16 protein-coding genes are annotated in these 19,033 nt (G+C 67.4%); 3 read left to right on the forward strand and 13 right to left on the reverse strand.

Annotated elements, in window-relative coordinates; genetic code table 11:
* Positions 1–216: 216 nt before the first annotated feature.
* From QFZ27_RS11390 to QFZ27_RS11420, 7 genes are all read right to left on the reverse strand, one after another.
* Positions 217–1,185, reverse strand: coding sequence for a peptide ABC transporter ATP-binding protein (locus tag QFZ27_RS11390; RefSeq protein WP_429226474.1), 969 nt, complete (start codon positions 1,183–1,185; stop codon positions 217–219).
* Positions 1,182–2,153 (reverse strand): ABC transporter ATP-binding protein, encoded by a 972-nt coding sequence (locus QFZ27_RS11395; RefSeq protein ID WP_429226475.1) that lies wholly within the window; start codon positions 2,151–2,153, stop codon positions 1,182–1,184. Before QFZ27_RS11395 ends, QFZ27_RS11390 begins: the two co-directional genes overlap by 4 nt.
* A 162-nt stretch (positions 2,154–2,315) precedes the next feature.
* Positions 2,316–3,227 (reverse strand): ABC transporter permease subunit, encoded by a 912-nt coding sequence (locus QFZ27_RS11400; RefSeq protein WP_429226476.1) that lies wholly within the window; start codon positions 3,225–3,227, stop codon positions 2,316–2,318.
* Between the two features lie 4 nt (positions 3,228–3,231).
* The gene (locus QFZ27_RS11405) at positions 3,232–4,242 is read right to left on the reverse strand and encodes an ABC transporter permease subunit (protein WP_429226477.1); all 1,011 of its coding nucleotides are present in this window, start codon (positions 4,240–4,242) and stop codon (positions 3,232–3,234) included.
* Between the two features lie 90 nt (positions 4,243–4,332).
* Entirely contained in the window at positions 4,333–5,931 is a 1,599-nt protein-coding gene (locus tag QFZ27_RS11410; protein WP_429226478.1) for an ABC transporter substrate-binding protein, read from the reverse strand.
* A gap of 278 nt (positions 5,932–6,209) precedes the next feature.
* Positions 6,210–7,808: an ABC transporter substrate-binding protein gene (locus QFZ27_RS11415; protein ID WP_429226479.1), complete on the reverse strand. Its 1,599-nt coding sequence runs from the start codon at positions 7,806–7,808 to the stop codon at positions 6,210–6,212.
* Positions 7,809–7,976: 168 nt separating this feature from the next.
* A complete protein-coding gene (locus QFZ27_RS11420; RefSeq protein WP_429226480.1) occupies positions 7,977–9,572 on the reverse strand; it encodes an ABC transporter substrate-binding protein in 1,596 nt (531 codons plus the stop codon).
* Positions 9,573–9,726: 154 nt separating this feature from the next.
* Between QFZ27_RS11420 and QFZ27_RS11425 the strand changes: the two genes are divergently transcribed.
* Positions 9,727–10,419 carry a TetR/AcrR family transcriptional regulator gene (locus QFZ27_RS11425; protein WP_429226481.1) on the forward strand — a complete coding sequence of 231 codons (693 nt, stop codon included), beginning with the start codon at positions 9,727–9,729 and terminating at the stop codon, positions 10,417–10,419.
* Here the strand turns inward: QFZ27_RS11425 and QFZ27_RS11430 are convergent.
* The 5 genes from QFZ27_RS11430 to mtnK all read right to left on the reverse strand — a co-directional run bounded on the left by QFZ27_RS11430 (position 10,364) and on the right by mtnK (position 15,874).
* Positions 10,364–11,980 (reverse strand): DHA2 family efflux MFS transporter permease subunit, encoded by a 1,617-nt coding sequence (locus QFZ27_RS11430; RefSeq protein ID WP_429226482.1) that lies wholly within the window; start codon positions 11,978–11,980, stop codon positions 10,364–10,366. The genes QFZ27_RS11425 and QFZ27_RS11430 overlap by 56 nt on opposite strands.
* Positions 11,977–13,092, reverse strand: a complete 1,116-nt coding sequence (locus tag QFZ27_RS11435) for an HlyD family secretion protein (protein WP_429226483.1) — start codon at positions 13,090–13,092, stop codon at positions 11,977–11,979. The genes QFZ27_RS11430 and QFZ27_RS11435 overlap by 4 nt, the downstream gene beginning before the upstream one ends.
* Positions 13,089–13,262: a hypothetical protein gene (locus QFZ27_RS11440; RefSeq protein WP_429226484.1), complete on the reverse strand. Its 174-nt coding sequence runs from the start codon at positions 13,260–13,262 to the stop codon at positions 13,089–13,091. Before QFZ27_RS11440 ends, QFZ27_RS11435 begins: the two co-directional genes overlap by 4 nt.
* A 224-nt stretch (positions 13,263–13,486) precedes the next feature.
* On the reverse strand, positions 13,487–14,584 hold the full coding sequence (gene mtnA, locus QFZ27_RS11445; RefSeq protein ID WP_429226485.1) for an S-methyl-5-thioribose-1-phosphate isomerase: 1,098 nt from the start codon (positions 14,582–14,584) through the stop codon (positions 13,487–13,489).
* 3 nt (positions 14,585–14,587) lie between these two features.
* Complete coding sequence (gene mtnK / locus QFZ27_RS11450; RefSeq protein WP_429226486.1) at positions 14,588–15,874, reverse strand: S-methyl-5-thioribose kinase; 1,287 nt, start codon at positions 15,872–15,874, stop codon at positions 14,588–14,590.
* A 109-nt stretch (positions 15,875–15,983) separates the two neighbouring features.
* On the opposite strand from mtnK, the gene QFZ27_RS11455 reads away from it, so the two are divergent.
* Positions 15,984–16,370, forward strand: a complete 387-nt coding sequence (locus tag QFZ27_RS11455) for a RidA family protein (protein WP_429226488.1) — start codon at positions 15,984–15,986, stop codon at positions 16,368–16,370.
* Positions 16,371–16,796: 426 nt separating this feature from the next.
* On the forward strand, positions 16,797–17,987 hold the full coding sequence (locus QFZ27_RS11460) for a phosphatidylserine decarboxylase (RefSeq protein ID WP_429226489.1): 1,191 nt from the start codon (positions 16,797–16,799) through the stop codon (positions 17,985–17,987).
* 155 nt (positions 17,988–18,142) lie between these two features.
* On the opposite strand, the gene QFZ27_RS11465 is transcribed toward QFZ27_RS11460, so the two are convergent.
* The gene (locus QFZ27_RS11465) at positions 18,143–18,994 is read right to left on the reverse strand and encodes a sugar phosphate isomerase/epimerase family protein (protein WP_429226490.1); all 852 of its coding nucleotides are present in this window, start codon (positions 18,992–18,994) and stop codon (positions 18,143–18,145) included.
* Positions 18,995–19,033: the final 39 nt, after the last annotated feature.

Below are 19,033 nucleotides of genomic sequence, written 5' to 3' on the forward strand. Positions count from 1 at the left end.
ATCCGCACGAGGCCTGGAAATAGGAAAGATTTATCAGATGTCCTGCATATCCTGTTAATTAAAATCCCGCAACCCCGGGAACAGCTCGCCATGGGAGCGCCGACAGCATCGCTGCCGCAAAAGGGAGGCCCCGATGACAGCTTTCGGCGGCTGCCGAGCCCGGTCCACTGTCGCAGCGCAGTTCGGTGGAGCGCCGCGAAGGGCAGGGGCCTCCTCCTACCCCACCATCTCCGCATGGTGGCACGCCACCATCCGCTCATCCACCAGCCGCAACTCCGGCCGGTCCACGCTGCAGATGTCCGTGGCATACGGGCACCGCCGGTGAAACGCACACCCCGGCGGCGGGTTCAGGGGCGAGGGCAGCTCGCCCTTCAGCACCACCCGCTCGGCCCGCTTGGTCGGGTCGACGAATGGGGTCGAGGCCAAGAGCGCCTTGGTGTAGGGGTGGCGCGGATGGCGGAAGATCGCCTCCTTGGTGCCGTGCTCCACCGGCCGGCCCAGATACATCACCACCAGGTCGTCGGCGATGTGCTCCACCACCGACAGGCCGTGGCTGATGAACAGATAGGCCAGGCCGAACTCCTCCTGCAGATCCATCAGCAGGTTCAGCACCTGGGCCTGGATCGAGACGTCCAGCGCCGAGACCGGCTCGTCCGCCACCACCACCTTGGGCCGCAGCATCAGCGCCCGGGCGATGGCGATGCGCTGGCGCTGCCCGCCCGAGAACATATGCGGATAGCGGTCGTAATGCTCCGGCCGCAGGCCGACCTTCGACAGCATCGCCTCGGCCGCCTGCCGCCGCTCCGCCGCCTTCAGATCGGTGTTGATCTTCAGCGGCTCCTCCAGGATCGCGCCCACCTTCTTGCGCGGGTTCAGCGAGCCGTAGGGGTCCTGGAACACGATCTGCACCGCGCCGCGCAGGCGGCGTCGCTGGGCCGCATCGGCGGTCGCCACCGGGATGCCGTCGATGGTCAGGTCGCCCTCGCTCGGCGGCTCGATCATGGTCACCACCCGGGCCAGGGTCGACTTGCCGCAGCCGCTCTCGCCGACCACGGCCAGGGTCTTGCCGGCCTCCAGCGTGAACGACATCGCGGACAGGGCGCGCAGCGTCTTGGCGGCCTTGAAGGGCGAGGACTTGACCTCGTAGAAGCGGCTCAGCTGCCGCGCCTCGACAACCGCGGTCACGCGCGGATCTCCTGCAGGGGATTGAAGCAGCGCGTGCGCCCGTCCAGGTCGGGCGACAGCTCCGGATGCTGGGCCCGGCAGCGGTCCAGCACGTTGCGGCAGCGCGGGTTGAACAGGCAGCCGGACGGCCGGTCATAGGGGCCGGGCACGACGCCGGGGATGGTCGGCAGCCTTCGGTGGCCGGTGCTGCGCTCCGGAAGCGCTTCCAGCAGGGCGCCGGTATAGGGGTGGCGCGGCCGGCCGAACAGGCCGCCGACCATGCGCTCCTCCACCAGCTCGCCGGCATACATCACATTGACCCGCTGCGCCGTCTCGGCCACCACGCCCATGTCGTGGGTGATCAGCACCAGCGCCATGCCCTGGTCGCGCTGCAGGTCGGCCAGCAGCTGCAGGATCTGGGCCTGGATGGTCACGTCCAGCGCCGTGGTCGGCTCGTCGGCGATCAGCAGCTTCGGCCGGCAGGCGATCGCCATGGCGATCATCACCCGCTGGTTCATGCCGCCCGACAACTGGTGCGGGAAGGCGTCGATCCGGGTCTCCGGCGCCGGGATGCCGACCTGGGCCAGGAGCTGGATGGTGCGGTCGCGCCGGGCGCGGCGGCTGCCGCCCTCATGCACCTGCAGCGTCTCCATGATCTGGAAGCCGACGGTGAAGCAGGGGTTCAGGCTGGTCATCGGCTCCTGGAAGATCATCGCCATGTCCTTGCCGATGATCTTGCGGCGCTGGCGCGGCGACATCTTCAAGAGGTCGTGGCCGCCGAAGCTGAGATGGTCGGCCGTGACCTTGCCGGGGAAGGCCACCAGCCCCATCAGCGCCAGCATGGTCACCGATTTGCCGGAGCCGGATTCGCCGACGATGCCCAGGATCTCGCCGGGATCGATGGTGAGGTCGAGGCCGGAGACGGCGCGGAACGATCCCTTGCCGGCCGGGAACTCGACCGTCAGGTTGCGGATGTCGAGCAGGGGCATGTCAGACCACAATGAACGGACCGGATCATAATTTTCCTGTCATTGCCGGGCTTGGCCCGGCAATCCAGAAGGTGTCGACGCTCTCTGGATGCCCGGGTCAAGCCCGGGCATGACAGATGAGGGGATGCGTCGTCCTTCATTCGATGCCTCGCATCCCAGGCATCAGCGCTTCAGTCTCGGGTCCAGGGCGTCGCGCAGGCCGTCGCCCAGCAGGTTGAAGGCCAGCACCGTGATCAGGATGGCCAGGCCGGGGAAGGTCACCACCCACCAGGCGCGCTGCAGGAACTGCAGCGACGAGGCCAGCATGGTGCCCCATTCCGGCGTTGGCGGCTGGGCGCCGAGGCCGAGGAAGCCGAGCGCCGCGGCGTCCAGGATGGCGGTGGAGAAGCCCAGCGTCGCCTGCACGATCAGCGGCGCCATGCAGTTCGGCAGGATGGTGGCGAACATCAGCCGCAGGGTGCCGGCCCCGGCGACGCGGGATGCGGTGACATAGGGCCTGCGGATCTGGCTCAGCACCGCGGCGCGCATCAGCCGCGAGTAATGCGGCAGGGTGACGATCGAGACCGCGACCATGGCGTTGACCAGGCCGGGCCCGAGGATGGCGACCACGACGATCGCCAGCAGCAGGCTGGGCAGCGCCAGCATTATGTCCAGGAGCCGCATTATAGCGGTATCGACGATCCCGCCGAAGAAGCCCGCGGCCAAGCCCAGCAGCAGGCCCAGGGCCAGCGACAGGGTGACCACGATCAAGCCTATCATCATGGACAGGCGGGCGCCGTGGATCAGGCGCGAGAGGATGTCGCGGCCGATGTCGTCGGTGCCCAGCGGATAGGCCAGCGTGCCGCCATCCTGCCAGAAGGGCGGCACCAGGAAGGCGGCGCGGTCCTGGTCGATCGGCGAATGCGGCGCGACGACGTCGGCGAAGATCGCGACCAGCGCGATCAGCACGATCACGATCAGCCCGGCCAGGGCGCCCTTGTTGGCGCTGAACGAGCGCCAGAATTCCAGGAACGGGCCGGGCGGCTTGGCGGGCAGGGCAGGGGCCCGGGTCTCTTGCAGGCTGGGTGCGGTCATCGGCTTACTTCACATGCCGGATGCGGGGGTCGAGCAGGCCGTAGGCCAGGTCGACCAGGAGGTTGACGACGATGACGAGTGTAGCGACCAAGAGCACGCCGCCCTGCAGCGTCGGGTAGTCGCGGCGGTTGATCGCCTCGACCAGCCATTTGCCGACGCCGGGCCAGGCGAACACGGTCTCGGTCAGGATCGCGCCGCCGAGCAGTGTGCCGACCTGCAGGCCGATCACGGTGACCACCGGGATCAGGGCGTTGCGCAGGGCGTGCAGCCCGATCACCCGCTTCAGCCCCAGCCCCTTGGCCCGGGCGGTGCGGATATAGTCCTCGCTCAGCACCTCCAGCATGGCCGACCGGGTCATGCGCGCGATCACGGCGAGCGGGATGGTGCCGAGCACGATCGTCGGCAGGATCAGCGCGCGCAGGGCCGAGACGAAGGCGCCCTTCTCGTCCGACATCAGGCTGTCGATCAGCATGAAGCCGGTCTTCGATTCGACATAGTACAGGGCCGAGATCCGGCCGGAGACCGGGGTCCAGCCGAGCCCGACCGAGAAGATCAGGATCAGCAGCAGCCCCCACCAGAAGATCGGCATCGAATAACCGGTCAGGCTGGCCCCCATGATGCCATGGTCGATCGGGGAGGATCGGTTGGTCGCGGCCAGGATGCCGGCGGGGATGCCCAGCACCACGGCGAAGATCATGGCGCAGAGGCCGAGCTCCAGCGTCGCCGGGAACAGCTTCAGGAACTCGCTCAGCACCGGCCGCCGGGTGGTGGTCGAGGCGCCGAGATCGCCCTGCAGCACCTCGCCGATATAGGAGAAGAACTGCACCGACACCGGCCGATCCAGGCCCATCTCGTGCATCAGCTCGGCGTGGCGCTCGGGCGTGACGCCGCGCTCGCCGGCCCGGACCTGGACCGGGTCGCCGGGCACCGCCCGGATCAGGAAGAAGCTGAGGGCGGTGATCCCCAGGAAGGTGATCATCGCCATGGCGACGCGGGTCAGGATGAAGCGGAGCATGATGCCATCGGATAACGGATGCCGGGCCGGAAAAGACGCGGGCGGAGGAGCATCCCCCTGCTCCCCCGCCCGGCTCCCCCTTACCTCGCTTTATTCGGTGATGTCGACTTCGCTGAAGTCGTGGCGGCCGAACGGGCTGACCTTGTAGCCCGTGACCTCCTTGCGGGTCGGCTCGAACACCACCGAATGGGCGATCGGCAGCCACGGCGCCTGGTCGTGGAAGATCACCTGCGCCTGCTCGTACAGCTTGGTGCGCTCGGCCTGGTCCGAGATCGACTTGGCCTTCTTGATGAGCGCCTCGAAATCCTTGTCGCACCACTTCGAGATGTTGCTGCCGCCCTGCCGCGCACCGTCGCAGCCCAGCAGGTTGTTCAGGAAGTTGTCCGGGTCGCCGTTGTCGCCGGTCCAGCCCAGCTGCGCCATCTGGTGCTCGCCTTCCTGGGCCCGCTTCCGATATTCGCCCCACTCATACGAGACGATCTTGGCCTTGATCCCCAGCTTCTCGAGATCGGCCTGCATCATCTCGGCGATGCGCTGGGCGTTCGGGTTGTACGGGCGCTGAACCGGCATCGCCCACAGGTCGGTCTCGAAGCCGTTCGGATAGCCGGCCTCGGCCAGCAGCTTCTTCGCCGCTTCGGGGTCGTACTTATATTCCTTGATGCTGTCGTTGTAGGACCAGATCGTCGGCGGGATCGGGTTCTTCGCCGCCTGGCCAGCGCCCTGGTACACGGCGTCGAGGATCGCCTGCTTGTTCACCGCCATGTTGACGGCCTGGCGCACGCGGACGTCGTCGAACGGCTTCTTGGTCACGTTGAAGGCCAGGTAGCCGGTGTTCAGGCCCGGCTGGGTCAGGACGTTCAGCGCCGGATCCTTCTGCATCGCCGGCACGTCGGCCGGGTTCGGATACGGCATGACGTGGCACTCGCCGGCCTTCAGCTTGGCATAGCGCACCGCGGCGTCCGGGGTGATGGCGAAGACCAGGTTGTCGATCTTCTCCTTGCCGCTCCAGGCCTGGTCGAAGGCCTTGTAGCGGATCAGCGCGTCCGCCTGGTACTGCACGAACTGGAAGGACCCGGTGCCGATCGGCACCTGGTCGACCTGCTCCGGCGTGCCGGCCTTCATCATCACGTCGGCGTACTCGGCCGACAGGATCGACGAGAACTCCATCGCCAGGTCGGCCAGGAACGGCGCCTCCGGCTTGGTCAGGGTGAACTTGACCGTGTGGTCGTCGACCTTGTCGATCGACTTCAGCAGGTCGGGAAAGCTCATGTCGTTGAAATAGTCGTACGAGCCGCCGGAGACCTTGTGGTACGGGCTGTCCGCCTTCCACATCCGGTTGAAGGTGAACAGCACGTCGTCGGCGTTGAAGTCGCGGGTCGGCGTGAACTTCTCGTTCGAATGCCACTTCACCCCCTTGCGGAGGTGGAAGGTGTAGACCGTGCCGTCGTCCGAAATGTCCCAGGACTCGGCCAGGCCCGGCTCGGTCTTGGTGCTGCCCTTGGTGAATTCGACCAGATGGTCGTAGATCGGGCCGGCCGCATCGAAGCTGGTGCCGGTGGTGTTAATCTGCGGATTGAAATTCTCCGGGCTGCCCTCGGAGCAATAGACCAATGTCTTGGCTTCGGCGGACACCGCGGCCCCCGCGACGAGGACAAGCGCCATCGCCGTGGCGGACAGGAAACGCGACATGAAACTCTCCCCCAATGGTGGTCCTTCGGCCTGGGCTTGCCGCATAGCTGTATTGCCCAAACCGTGGGTTGTACGGGATTACCGCAGGGGGCGGGGGTGATGTCAACTGGCCGGTTGAGGCCGCAGGATAAGAATCGTTTCACGCGATATGGGTGGATTTCCGTGCAGGTTCGGTAATTTGCCGGCACGGCCCGACGGTTCGAAATTCCGTCGGCTGGAAAACCGACGGGCAGGAACGCCGCGGACGACGTTCCTGCTCGTTTGTTGCTCGGCTCGGATTACTCCGCGATGTCGACGCCACGGAAATCGTGCAGCCCGACCGGGATGATCTTGTAGCCGGTGACCTCCTTGCGGATCGGCTCATAGACCACCGAATGGGCGATCGGCAGCCACGGCGCCTGATCGTGGAAGATCACCTGGGCCTGCTCGTACAGCTTGGTGCGCTCGGCCTGGTCGGCGGTGGCCTTTGCCGTCTGGATGAGCTTCTCGAAATCCTGATCGCACCATTTCGAGATGTTCGACCCGCCTTCCCGCGCCGCGTCGCAGCCCAGCAGGTTGGCGAAGAAGTTGTCCGGGTCGCCGTTGTCGCCCGACCAGCCCATCTGCGCCATCTGGTGCTCGCCGGCCTGGGTGCGCTTGCGGTATTCGCCCCATTCGAACGACACGATCTTGGTCTTGATCCCGACCTTGGCCAGGTCTTCCTGCATCAATTCGGCGATGCGCTGGGCGTTCGGGTTGTAGGGGCGTTGCACCGGCATCGCCCACAGGTCGCTCTCGAAGCCGTTGGCCAGGCCGGCGTCAGCCAGCAGCTTCTTCGCCGCCTCCGGGTCGTATTTGTAGTCCTGGATGCTGTTGTTGTAGGACCAGATCGTCGGCGGGATCGGGTTCTTCGCCGCCTGGCCGGTGCCCTGGTACACCGCCTCCAGGATCGCCTGCTTGTTCACTGCCATGTTGACGGCCTGGCGCACGCGCACGTCGTCGAACGGCTTCTTGGTGACGTTGAAGGCCAGATAGCCGGTGTTCAGGCCCGGCTGGCTCAGCACGTTGAGGTTCGGGTCCTTCTCCATCGCCGGCAGGTCGGCCGGGTTCGGATAGGGCATGACATGGCATTCGCCGGCCTGCAGCTTGGCGTAGCGCACCGCCGCGTCCGGGGTGATGGCGAAGACCAGGTTGTCGATCTTCTCGCGGCCGCTCCAGGCCTGGTCGAAGGCCTTGTAGCGGATCAGCGCGTCCGGCTGGTACTGCACGAACTGGAACGGCCCGGTGCCGATCGGCACCTGGTCGACCTGCTCCGGCGTGCCGGCCTTCATCATCGCATCGGCATATTCGGCCGACAGGATCGACGCGAAGTTCATCGCCATATTGGCGATGAACGGCGCCTCCGGCTTGGTCAGGGTGAACTTGACGGTGTAGTCGTCGACCTTGTCGATCGCCTTCAGCAGCGTGGGCATCCCCATGTCGCCGAAATAGTCGTACGAGCCGCCGGACACCTTGTGGTACGGGCTGTCGTCCTTCCACATCCGGTTGAACGAGAACAGCACGTCGTCGGCGTTGAAGTCGCGCGTCGGGGTGAAGGCCTCGCTGGAATGGAACTTGACGCCCTTGCGCAAGTGGAAGGTGTAGACCGTGCCGTCATCCGACACGTCCCAGGATTCAGCCAGGGCCGGCACCACCTTGGTGGTGCCCTTCTCGAAGGCCACCAGCCCGTCATAGACCGGCAGCGCCGCGTCGAAGCTGGTGCCGGTGGTGTTGATCTGCGGGTTGAAGTTCTCCGGGCTGCCCTCGGAGCAGTAGACCAGCGTCTTGGCCTCGGCCGACGCCGCCATCCCCGCGGCGAGGGCCAGCGCCATCGCCGTTGCGGACAGGAAGCGGGACATGGGGTTCTCCCTCAATGGGTCGGGCGCGGACGGAAGCCGCGCCAAGTTGCGGGGATTACCGCAACCTGGGGGTGTGCTGTCAATCCGCGCCCGGGAACCCGCCGGCCGCAACCGTTCCGGACGAGACGGTCAGGCATAAAGTCCGCCGCATTTGATGCGACTCGCGCCTTACTCCTGGATGTCGACGCCGCGGAAGTCGTGGATCCGCACCGGGGTGATGACGTAGTTCAGCACCTCCTTGCGGATCGCCTGGTGCTCGACCGAGTGGGCGATCGGCAGCCATGGCACCTGGTCGTGGAAGATCACCTGCGCCTGCTCATACAGCTTGCTGCGCTCGGCCTGGTCGGCGGTGGTCTTCGCCTGCTGGATGAGCTTCTCGAAATCCTGATTGCACCACTTCGAAATATTTCCGCCGCCTTCCCGAGCGGCGTCGCAGCCGAGGAGATTGTTGAAGAAGTTGTCCGGATCGCCGTTGTCGCCGCCCCAGCCGAACTGCGCCATCTGGTGCTCGCCGGCCTGGGCTCGCTTTCTGTATTCGCCCCATTCGAACGAAACAATCTTCGCCCGGATCCCGACCTTGGCCAGGTCGGCCTGCATCAGCTCGGCGATGCGCTGGGCGTTCGGGTTGTACGGGCGCTGCACCGGCATGGCCCAGAGATCGGTGTCGAAGCCATTGGCCAGCCCAGCCTCGGCCAGCAGCTTTTTCGCCGCCTCAAGATCGTACGGATAATCCTGGACGCTGTCGTTGTAGGACCAGATGGTCGGCGGGATCGGGTTCTTCGCCGCCTGGCCCGCACCCAGATAGACGGCGTCGAGGATCGCCTGCTTGTTCACCGCCATGTTGATGGCGCGGCGGATGCGGACGTCGTCGAACGGCTTCTTCAGGACGTTGAAGGCCAGGTAGCCGGTGTTCAGCCCCGGCTGGCTGATCACCGTCACCGCCGGGTCCTTCTCCATCGCCGGCAGGTCGGCCGGGTTCGGCGACGGGATCACCTGGCACTCATTGGCCTTCAGCTTGGCATAGCGGACCGCGGAATCCGGGGTGATGGCGAAGACCAGCGTGTCGATCTTCTCCCGCCCGCTCCAGGCCTGGTCGAAGGCCTTGTAGCGGATCAGCGCGTCCGGCAGGTACTGGACGAAGCGGAACGGCCCGGTGCCGATCGGGATCTGGTCGACATCCTCCGGCGTGCCGGCCTTCATCATCGCATCGGCATATTCCGCCGACAGGATCTGGGCGAAGTTCATCGCCATGTCGGCGATGAACGGCGCCTCCGGCTTGGTCAGGGTGAAGCGGACCGTATAGTCGTCGACCTTGTCGATCGCCTTCAGCAGCGTCGGCATGCCCATGTCGCCGAAGTAGTCGTACGACCCGCCGGAGACCTTGTGATACGGGCTGTCGTCCTTCCACATCCGGTTGAACGAAAACAGCACGTCGTCGGCATTGAAGTCCCGCGTGGGCGTGAAGGCCTCGTTGGAATGCCACTTCACGCCCTTGCGCAGATGGAAGGTGTAGACGGTGCCGTCGTCGGACACGTCCCAGGATTCGGCCAGGGCCGGCACCACCTTGGTGCCGCCGCGCTCGAACGCCACCAGCCCGTCATAGACCGGCACCGAGGCGTCCAGGCTGGTGCCGGTGGTGTTGATCTGCGGGTTGAAGTTCTCCGGGCTGCCTTCGGAGCAGTAGACCAGCGTCTTGGCCTCGGCTGACGCGGCGCTGGCCGCCAGAACGAGCGCCAGCGCCGTGGCGCTCAGGAAACGGGACATGAAGCTCTCCCTGCAGGATTGGTGTCGTGGCGCGATCCGGTCGACGGCAGATCGTCAAACGGTACGGTACCGTCTAGGCTGGGCGAAAGCTCTGCTCATTTGCACGCCCTGGTGAGCCGTGCCATCGCGGCTCCGGGGCAAAAGGATCGCCGCCATGACCGGAAGACGTCAGCCACCGGCCGGGAAGGAGGAGGGAACGACGGCGTCACGCGCCGTGCGGCAGGAGGCTCGCCAGGAGGAGTTTCTGCGGGCCGCCACCGAGGTGTTCTTCAAATCCGGCTTCGCCGGGGCGAGCGTGGACGAGATCATCGCCAAGGTCGGCGGTTCGAAGCGCACCATCTACAGCTATTTCGGCAACAAGGAGCAGCTGTTCGCGACCGTGGTGCGGGAGATCGTCCGCAATGCCATGGGGCCCCTGGCCGAGGCCGACTTCGTCCGGGCGGATCTCGAAGCCACGCTGCAGGAGGCCGGGTTGTGCTATCTCGGCGTCATCATGTCGCCCGAGGCCCTGCAGCTGTATCGCACGGTGGTGGGCGAGGGCAGCCGGTTTCCCGACCTCGCCAAGGTGTTCTTCGAGGCCGGGCCGGGGCGAACGAGCGCAAATCTGGCGCGCGTGCTGGAGGAGAGGGGAGGCGAGTGGGGGATCGCTGCCGGCGACCCCGAGCGGCTGGCGGACCATTTCCTGGGGATGATCCGCGACGACCTCCATCTCCAGGTCGTGCTCGGGCTGCGGCCGCCGCCGACACCCGACGAAGCCCGGGCGGCCGTGGACTCCGCGGTCCGGATGTTCGTCAATGGTGCCCGCGGGCCTCATGCGACGCGTGGCCCATCAAGCGGGCGAGGGTGAGCTTGGTGGCCACCAGGACCGGCGCGGCGACCAGGAACAGCAGCGCGATCGCCAGGAAACATTCGTTGAAGGACAGTGTCGCCACCTGCTGCACGAAAACCTTCTGAATCACGGCAGTCGCCGCGGCGCCGGCTTCCTCGGGATAGCCCCGCGCGGTCAGCAATGCCGAAAGCGTCTCCTGCCGATCGGTCAGCGTCGGGTTGCCGGGCGCGAACTGCTCGGCCAGCACCGTGCGGTTCAGCGCGTTCTGGTGGTCGAGATAGGTTGCGAGGCTGGCGACGCCGATCTGGCCGCCCATCTGGCGGCCGATGTTGAACAGGGCCACGCCCTGGGCCAGCACCTCCGGGCGCAGATCGCGCAGCGTGCCCACGGTCAGCGAGACGAAGAGGAGACCGAGGCCGAGGCCGCGCAGCAGCAGGGCCGGCACCATGTCGGGCAGCCCGCTCTCGGAGGTCGAGCCCGACAGCATCCACATCGACGTCATGAAGCAGATGATGCCGAAGGGAACCATCTTGACCGGATCCAGCTGCCTGAACTGGATCACCGCGCCCGCGAAGAGCAGGCCGAGGCAGACCAGTACGCCGCTCGGCAGCAGCAGCAGCCCAGCATAGGTCGGCGACAGGCCGAGCACGCCGGTGGCGAAGGCCGGGATGACGAAGGCGCTGCCGAACAGCGCGCCGCCGGCAACGAAGCTGACGATGAAGCCGAAGCTGAAATGCTCGTCGCGGAAGACCGCGGTGTCGATCAGCGCCCCGCGCTTCCGCGCCAGGGCCTGCCAGGCCAGGAACGCGGCGGCGGCGCATAGTCCGGCGAGGCTGACATGCACGATCTCGGGTTCGTCGAACCAGTTGTAGCGGCTGCCCTCCTGCGTGACATAGACGAAGGCGGTCATCGCCGCGCCCAGCAGCACGAGGCCGGGCCAGTCCAGCCGGCCTGTCGCCTCCGGCCGATCGTGACGGGCCGGGGCGAGAAGCACCCCCACGAGGCCGGCCAGGCCCAGCGGCACATTGGCCAGGAACATCCAGGACCAGGAGAGCGTGTCGACGGTCCAACCCTGCAAGGCCGGGGACAGGGTCGTGGGCGCTACGGTCGTGGCGAAGGCGAAGACGGCCTGGACCAGCCCCTGCCGGGACCGGGCAAAAACCTGGAACAGCAGCGCCTGGCCGGTGACGAGCAGGACAGCGCCGGCGACGCCCTGCGCGATCCGCCACGCGACCAGGACGCCGAGGCCGCCGGCCGCGGCGGCCCCGAGGGCGCCGGCGAGCAGGACCAGGATCGCGCCCGCCAGCAGCCGGCGCGGCGCCAGGCGCAATGTCAGCCACGCTGCCAGCGGAAAGGCGGTCAGCTTGGCCACGAGATAGGCGATGTTGACCCAGGCGACCTCGTCCTGGGTGGCATGGATGCCGCCCATGACGTGGCCGCGGGTGACCACCAGGACGGTGCTGTTCACCGCATCCATCGCGGCGGCAACGGTCAGGAAGCCGAGCAGCAGCCATGGCCGCGTCGCCGACAGCGCTGCGGGGCGGGCCGGCGACAAGGCGGGGTCGGCCGCCGCGGTCACAACGCTTCGTCCGCCGTCCGGAAGATCCGGGCGTCGGCCCGCGAAGGCCCGCCCTCGGCCGCCGCCGCCGTGCCCGGGCTGGGCCCGACCTCGACGGCGACATCGACCGACAGGCCGGGCACCAGCCGGCCGAGCAGGCCGTGGCCGGCGGGGAGCGCGATCTTGACGGGCACGCGCTGGACGATCTTGACGAAGTTGCCGGTGGCGTTGTCGGGCGGCAGCAGGCTGAAGGCGGCGCCGCTGGCAGGCGCCAGGCTGTCCACCCGTCCCCGGATGACCGCATCCGAATAGCCGTCGACGCGGATCTCGACCGGCTGGCCCACCGCCATGCGGGCGACCTGGGTCTCCTTGAAGTTCGCCACCACCCAGACGGCATCGACCGGCACCACCGAGAGAAGGGCGACGCCGGGCCGCACATACTCGCCCGCATGGACGCGGCGGTTCCCGACGACGCCGGCGACGGGCGCGCGGATCACCGTGTCCGCCAGAGCGATTTCGGCCAGCTGCAGATTCGCGCGCGCCTCCGCCAGGCGGGCATCGATCTGCCGGGTCTCGGAGTCGAGCACCGCCAGCTGCTCGCGCGCAGCCGCCGCGACGGCCTCGGCCTGGGCCAGGGCAGCGCGGGCGCGACCGGAATTGGCGGTGGCCGTGTCGTGATTGCGCTGCGGCGTCCAGCCCTGATCCACCAGGCGGGTCGCCCGCGCCAGCTCCCGGCGCGACAGCTCCACATCGGCCCGGCCGACATCGACCGCCGCCTCCGCCTCGCGGATCTTCGCCCGCTGCAGGTCCTCGCGGCGGGCCAGATTCTCGGTGGCGGCCTCGGCCTGGGCGATGGCAGAAGCGGCGCGGTCGCGCTGGGCCCGATGATCCTCATCGGCGATCCGCAGCAGCACGGCCCCGGCCTCGACCATCTGGTTGTCGTCGACCAGCACCTCGGCCACATAGCCGGACACCTTTGGGCTGATCGCCGTGATGTCGGCGCGGACATAGGCATTGTCGGTCCATTCCCTGGACCGGCCTTCGTCCCACCAGGACCATCCCCAGGCGCCGCCCGCGACGACGAGGGAGAGAAGAGTGGTCGCGGTGGCCACACGCTTGGCAATGCGCTTCATCGGAAGCCCTCGTCCCCTGTGCGCAGCTCGCGCTGCATTGGATGGGTACGATACCGTACCGTATACGACTCATGAGGGTCAAGGGGCTGGCCGGAGCGCGCGGCGTCGCGCCGGATGCCGGCATTGACCTCCGCCGCGATAAGGCCGGTCTCGCCGATGACGATGATCATGGCTTTACCTCCCGCGAAGGGGCGCACGGTCGGCGCCCCGAAGCGAGGGGAAGGATCGCGGATCCCGGACGGCCTCCGCCATTGTGCGGAGCGGTCGTCCGGCACATCAAAGGGCGAGCAAACCTCGCCCTTGGCACAGGTCGGCCTGCCGCGGCGAGCCGACCGGCCCGGTATCAGGCTCAGGTCGGCGCCCGGACAGCGATCCGGCGGCTGCCGAGGACCCCCTACGCCGCCCGGTCCGGATACAGCCCGGCCAAGCCTTCACGGCTGGCGGGGCAGACGCCGCGCTCGGTGATCAGGCCGGTGACGTAGCGCGCCGGGGTCACGTCGAAGGCCCAGTTCGCGGCGGAGCTGCCCTCCGGCAGGATGCCGACCGTCTCCAGCCGGCCATCCGCGGTGCGGCCGGTGATGTGGCTCAGCTCGCGCGCGTCGCGCTGCTCGATCTCGATCTGGCGGATGCCGTCGGTCAGGGTCCAGTCGATCGTGGTGTAGGGCAGGGCGACGTAGAACGGCACGCCGTTGTCATGCGCCGCCAGCGCCTTCAGATAGGTGCCGATCTTGTTGCAGACGTCGCCGGTCGCGGTGGTGCGGTCGGTGCCGACGATGCACAGGTCGACCATGCCGTGCTGCATCAGATGGCCGCCGACATTGTCGGCGATCACCGTGTGCGGCACGCCGTGGCGACCGAGCTCGAAGGCGGTGATGCTGGCGCCCTGGTTGCGCGGCCGGGTCTCGTCGACCCAGACATGGACGGGCAGGCCGCTGTCATGCGCCATATAGATCGGCGCCAGGGCGGTGCCCCAATCCACCGTTGCCAGCCAGCCGGCATTGCAATGGGTCAGAACGTTGAGGCGCTCGGGCCGGCCCTTCTTCTCCCAGATCTCGCGGAACACGGCCAGGCCGTGCTCGCCGATGGCGCGGCAGGTGGCGACGTCGTCGTCGCAGATCTCGGCGGCGCGGCGATAGGCGGCGGCGGCGCGCTCCGCCGGCTTCAGGGCCGCGACCCGGCCACGCACATCGTCCAGCGCCCAGCGCAGGTTGACCGCGGTCGGGCGGGTGGCCAGCAGCCGGTCATAGGCGCCGGCCAGCCCGGCGTCGGACGGGTCTGCGCGCAGCGCCAGGGCCAGGCCGTAGGCGCCGGTGGCGCCGATCAGCGGCGCGCCGCGCACCTGCATGCTGCGGATGGCATGGGCTGCCTGGTCCTCGCTCTCCAGCACCACCGTCTCGAAGCCGTGCGGCAGCTTGGTCTGGTCGATGATGACCACGCGCCAGCCATCCTCGGCCGGCCAGATGGTGCGGTACGGAACGCCGTCGATCTTCATGGCTCAACCCTCGCGGAAGACGGTCTCGGCCGCATGGCGCAGATCGGCCGGGCCGGTGAAGCGGTCGCGCTCGACCAGGAAGGCGCGGGCCAGGCGCAGCGCCTTGGTCTCACAGGCGGCACGCAGGTCCGGGTCGGCGATGGTCTCGAGATCGGCGACATGAGCCAGCCCCAGGATGCGCCGGACCATCTTGGCCCCGGCGAAGCCGACCGTGTCGCGGAACAGCCGGGCCATGGTGGCCTTGCGGTGCGCGTCCAGCGCCAGGGCGCCGTCGCCATCGGCGAACAGGCCGCGGTCGAAGGCATCACCATTGCCCTCGGCCCGCCACAGCTCCAGGAATCGCTTCTGGAAGCCGGTCCAGATCGCCTCGGCCTGGACCAGCAGCCAGCTGCGGTAGTCGGCGCGGTCATCCGCCGCCGTCGCGTGTCCCGCCTGCGCAAAGTACGCCAGGAAGAAATTGGCCAGCAGGGCGCCGATGTCGAAGCCCATCGGGCCGTAGAAGGCGAATTCCGGGTCGATGGCGCGGCTGTCGGTCTCGGTCACCATGATCGACCCGGTGTGCAGGTCGCCATGCAGCAGCGCCTCGGCCCGGGTCAGGAACGCCCATTTCAGCTCCTGCGCGGCCACCTTGGCGGCGGCGTCGGCGCGGAACTGCGCGGCGACGCCGTCCAGCTGCGGCGTGGTCCAGCGGTTCAGCCTGGCGATCCGGTAGGGATCGGTGAACACCAGGTCCTCGGTGATCCGGCACAGCGCCGTGTTGCCGCAGAACGGCGCCATCTTCGCCTTCTTCTCGGCGGCCGGCTCGTACAGGTCGGACGTCTTGAACAGCGTCTGGGCCAGGAACTCGGCCATGTGCCCGGCCAGCAGCGGGTAGCGGGTGCCGGCGATCAGCCCTTTGCGCAGGATGATGTGCGGCGTCAGCCACTCCATCACGATCAGCGCCATGGCCGGGTCGAAGTGGAAAAGCTTCGGCAGCAGGTGCGGCACGTGACTCGCCTGCTCGGACAGCGCATGCCATTCGTACCAAGCGCGGTCCAGCGGCAGCGGCCAGCTGTCGCCGACCAGCCGGACATAGGGCAGGGCCTGCTTGACCACGAGACCGCCGGCGGTGCCGCGGACGATGAACACCAGATTCAGGTTACCGTCGCCGACCTCGGTGACCTGCCAGCCAGCCGGGTCGCCGCCCAGCCGGTCACGGATCGCCGGCAGCGTCGTGAGATAGGGCCGGATCGAGGCCTCGTCCAGCGGCCGGTAGTCCGGCCCGCCGGTCAGCCGGCTCTCCTCACTCATGCTTCAGCCTCCGCCGTCTTCCTGTATTCTCCAGGCGGGCGGAGTGTCGGAAGCCGGCTCCCCTGCTGTCAAGCCATGGCCGCTCTGGCCCAAGCGAAAGGGGGGACTCGTGCAGACCGTTCCGCGCAATCCGACCGACGGGATCTATCCGGCCACGCCCGACTACATCCACGGGCTGGAGGTGCGGCAGTCCAACCGGATCCTCTATGTCGCCGGCACCATGGGGCTCGACGCCCAGGGCGTTCCCGGCGCGACGCTGGAGGCGCAGCTGGAGCTGATCTGGTCGAACATCCGCACCATCCTGGCCAGCGCTGACATGACGGTGCGCAACATCGTCCGGATCACCAGCTATCTGCGCGACCCGGCCTATGCCGAGGCCAACCAGGCCGCCCGCATCGCCGCGCTTGACGGCCACGTCGTGCCCACCACGGCCCTGGTGGCGCAGACGCTTTCGCCCGACTGGCTGGTCGAGATCGAGGTGATCGCGGCGGGCTGAGAGACCGCTTGGAAATGCGCTGGTCAGGTCCACCAGCGCCCTTGGTATCATTTCCGAGTATCGTGAGCCGCACCAGGGTCCGATTGTTCCTTGAATCATCCGGGGCAGCAGCCGCAGGAAACCAACAATACAGGGCATTTAACTAAAATACAACAACCCATCCAAACCAAATTGTCATTGTCATATTTTTTGTAATAGGGTTAAGTTCCTCTGCCTTCTTTGTATCGGTGCCGCGTAATACATGCGTGCCGCACTGGAGAATTTGCGCCTCTGTCGGCCACACTTGAACGCGGCACGGCTGCAAGCGGCCCGCGGTTGCGACTCTTCTGATGTCCGTCGTCGTCACGGGGATGCTCTTTGGCGGCCGGGGTTGCATTTCCGCCCCCCGCGGCATCGACCCCTTTATGGGAGGACATGGCCATGACCGTGATCAACGCCTCGACCCGCAAGATCGATGCCCTGAAGTCCAAGGCGGGAGGGAACGACAACTTCCTGGCCCTCCTGACCGAGTCGCTCAGGCAGGCTCGGGAGGCTGCGCGGGCGCAACTCGACAACGACCTGTTCCGGGCCTTGCCCTGGCCGCAGGACTACTCCGCCTATGTCGGCTACCTCATCGAGTTCGCGCGCTGGATTCCGCGCGAGAGCAGCGATCCGGCCTGGACCGAACCCGGCACCGACGAGCAGCAGGAGGTCTATGACAGGCTCTGCCATTTCTACTGGCTGATCGACCAGAAGGTCGGGCCCGACAACACCACCATCGTCCAGAACATTCCCTGGTTCAGCGAATGGCTGGTCGACTACGCCCGCGCCTGGGGCAGCTTCCTGAACACCCCCGAATCGTTCAACGACGAAGCATTGCAGTCGTTCATCGATAACTCGCCGAAATATGCGGTCGGCGATTCGATGATCGACGGCCGCCCCAATGCGCCCAGCGGCTGGCTCACCTTCAACCAGTTCTTCGCCCGCGAGCTCAATCCCGGCCTGCGCCCGGTCGCGGCGCCGACCGACAACCGCACCACGGTCTCGCCGGCGGACTGCACCTACAAGGCGACCTATGCGATCGACTCGAATTCGCGGATACCCGAGATCGTGGTCAAGAAGACGCACAGATTCGCGAGCGTCGAAGACCTCCTCGAAGGCAGCGCGTACATGGGCGCGTTCGCCGGCGGCACCTTCGTGCACTACTTTCTCGGCCCGTACTCCTATCACCGCTTCCACGCGCCGGTCGCCGGTGTGGTGCGCGAGTGCTACCCGATCCAGGGGCTGGTCTATCTCGACGTCAACCTGTCCGGCAGCCAGTTCGATGCTCCCGACAGTTCTCAGGGCGGATACGAATTCGCCCAGGCGCGCGGAGTGATCGTTCTGGACACCAAGGATTCGCCGTTCGGCGACGTCGGCCTGGTTGCGGCCATTCCGGTGGGGATGGCCCAGGTGTCCTCGGTCAGGATGACCGCTATGGTGGGCAGCAGCCTGCTCAAGGGCGACGAATTCGGCTACTTCCTGTTCGGCGGTTCCGACATCATCGTGCTGTTCCAGGCAGGCGCCCAGGCCCGTGTCGATACCGGCACCCAGTACCGCCACTACGGCATGCCGATGGCTGCCTGCACCTCGAAATAATATTAGCGGCCTGAGACCTAGACCCGTCAGGGCGAGCCCCGAAGGGGCGTGGCGATCCAGCGGTACCCGCCCTTGGATCGCCACGGCGCTGCGCGCCTGGAGATGGCGAGGTCGATCTCAAGGGCCGGTATCACAAGCGCATTTCCAGACGGTCTCTAGCCGGCCTGCTCCTCGTGCTCGATCCGCCGCCACAGCGACCGGATCATGTCCTTCAGCAGCAGGGCCTCCTGCCAGCGGTCGGACAGCTCGGCGCCGTCCGGGCCGGTCATCGCATATTCCTTGGGACCGAGCTCGCACAGGAAGGTCAGCGTCGCATCCGGCGGGGCGCGGCGGCGCCAGGACCGGAAGCCGTATTCCCACCAGCCCATGAACAGCTCCAGCCAGTCGCGGTGGTGCGGGAAGCTGATCTGCAGCTGGATCTGCTCCCGGCTGGCGACCCGGCCGTGGAAGGCCCAGGCGTGGTCCAGGATGCGATGGATCAGCGCGTGGTTCTCGGCGCTGACCGGCCAGGCGAATTCCCGGCCCAGCAGGTAGTGCGAAAGATCCGCGGTCAGGCGCAGGTCGGGGAAGCGGTCGAGCAGGTGCAGCGTGGTGATCAGGTCCGTGGTCATCCGGTCCCGATGGGTCTCGATGTAGACCGAGATGCCCGCCTCCGCCGCCAGGCGCCGCCAGCCCTCGATGCAGGGGAAGCCGTCCTCCAGCCGGTAGGGCCGCACATCCGGCTGCAGGTTGACATGATCGGCCCCCAACGCCTGCACCCGGTCGAGGATCGGGCGCAGATCCTCGACCGTGGCCGGATAGCACTGGGCCTGCCAGGCCAGGCCGTGCGCGCGCAGGAAGCCGGTCACCTGCCGCGCATGGGCGTCGTCGGCGAAGCGGACGCCCGCCCCGTCGAAACCAGCGTCGCGTATCATGGCGAGCTTCCGCTCGAGCGGCCATTCGACTCCGTCCGGATGGCGGCGCTCCATCGCCCAGAGCGACTGTAGGACCAGCAGGCGTTGAGCCATGGGGCATCTCCTCCGGCAGGGCGGTTGGCGGCGGTCGGC

The organism is Inquilinus ginsengisoli, from assembly GCF_050434925.1.
GTDB classification, from domain to species: domain Bacteria; phylum Pseudomonadota; class Alphaproteobacteria; order DSM-16000; family Inquilinaceae; genus Inquilinus; species Inquilinus ginsengisoli_B.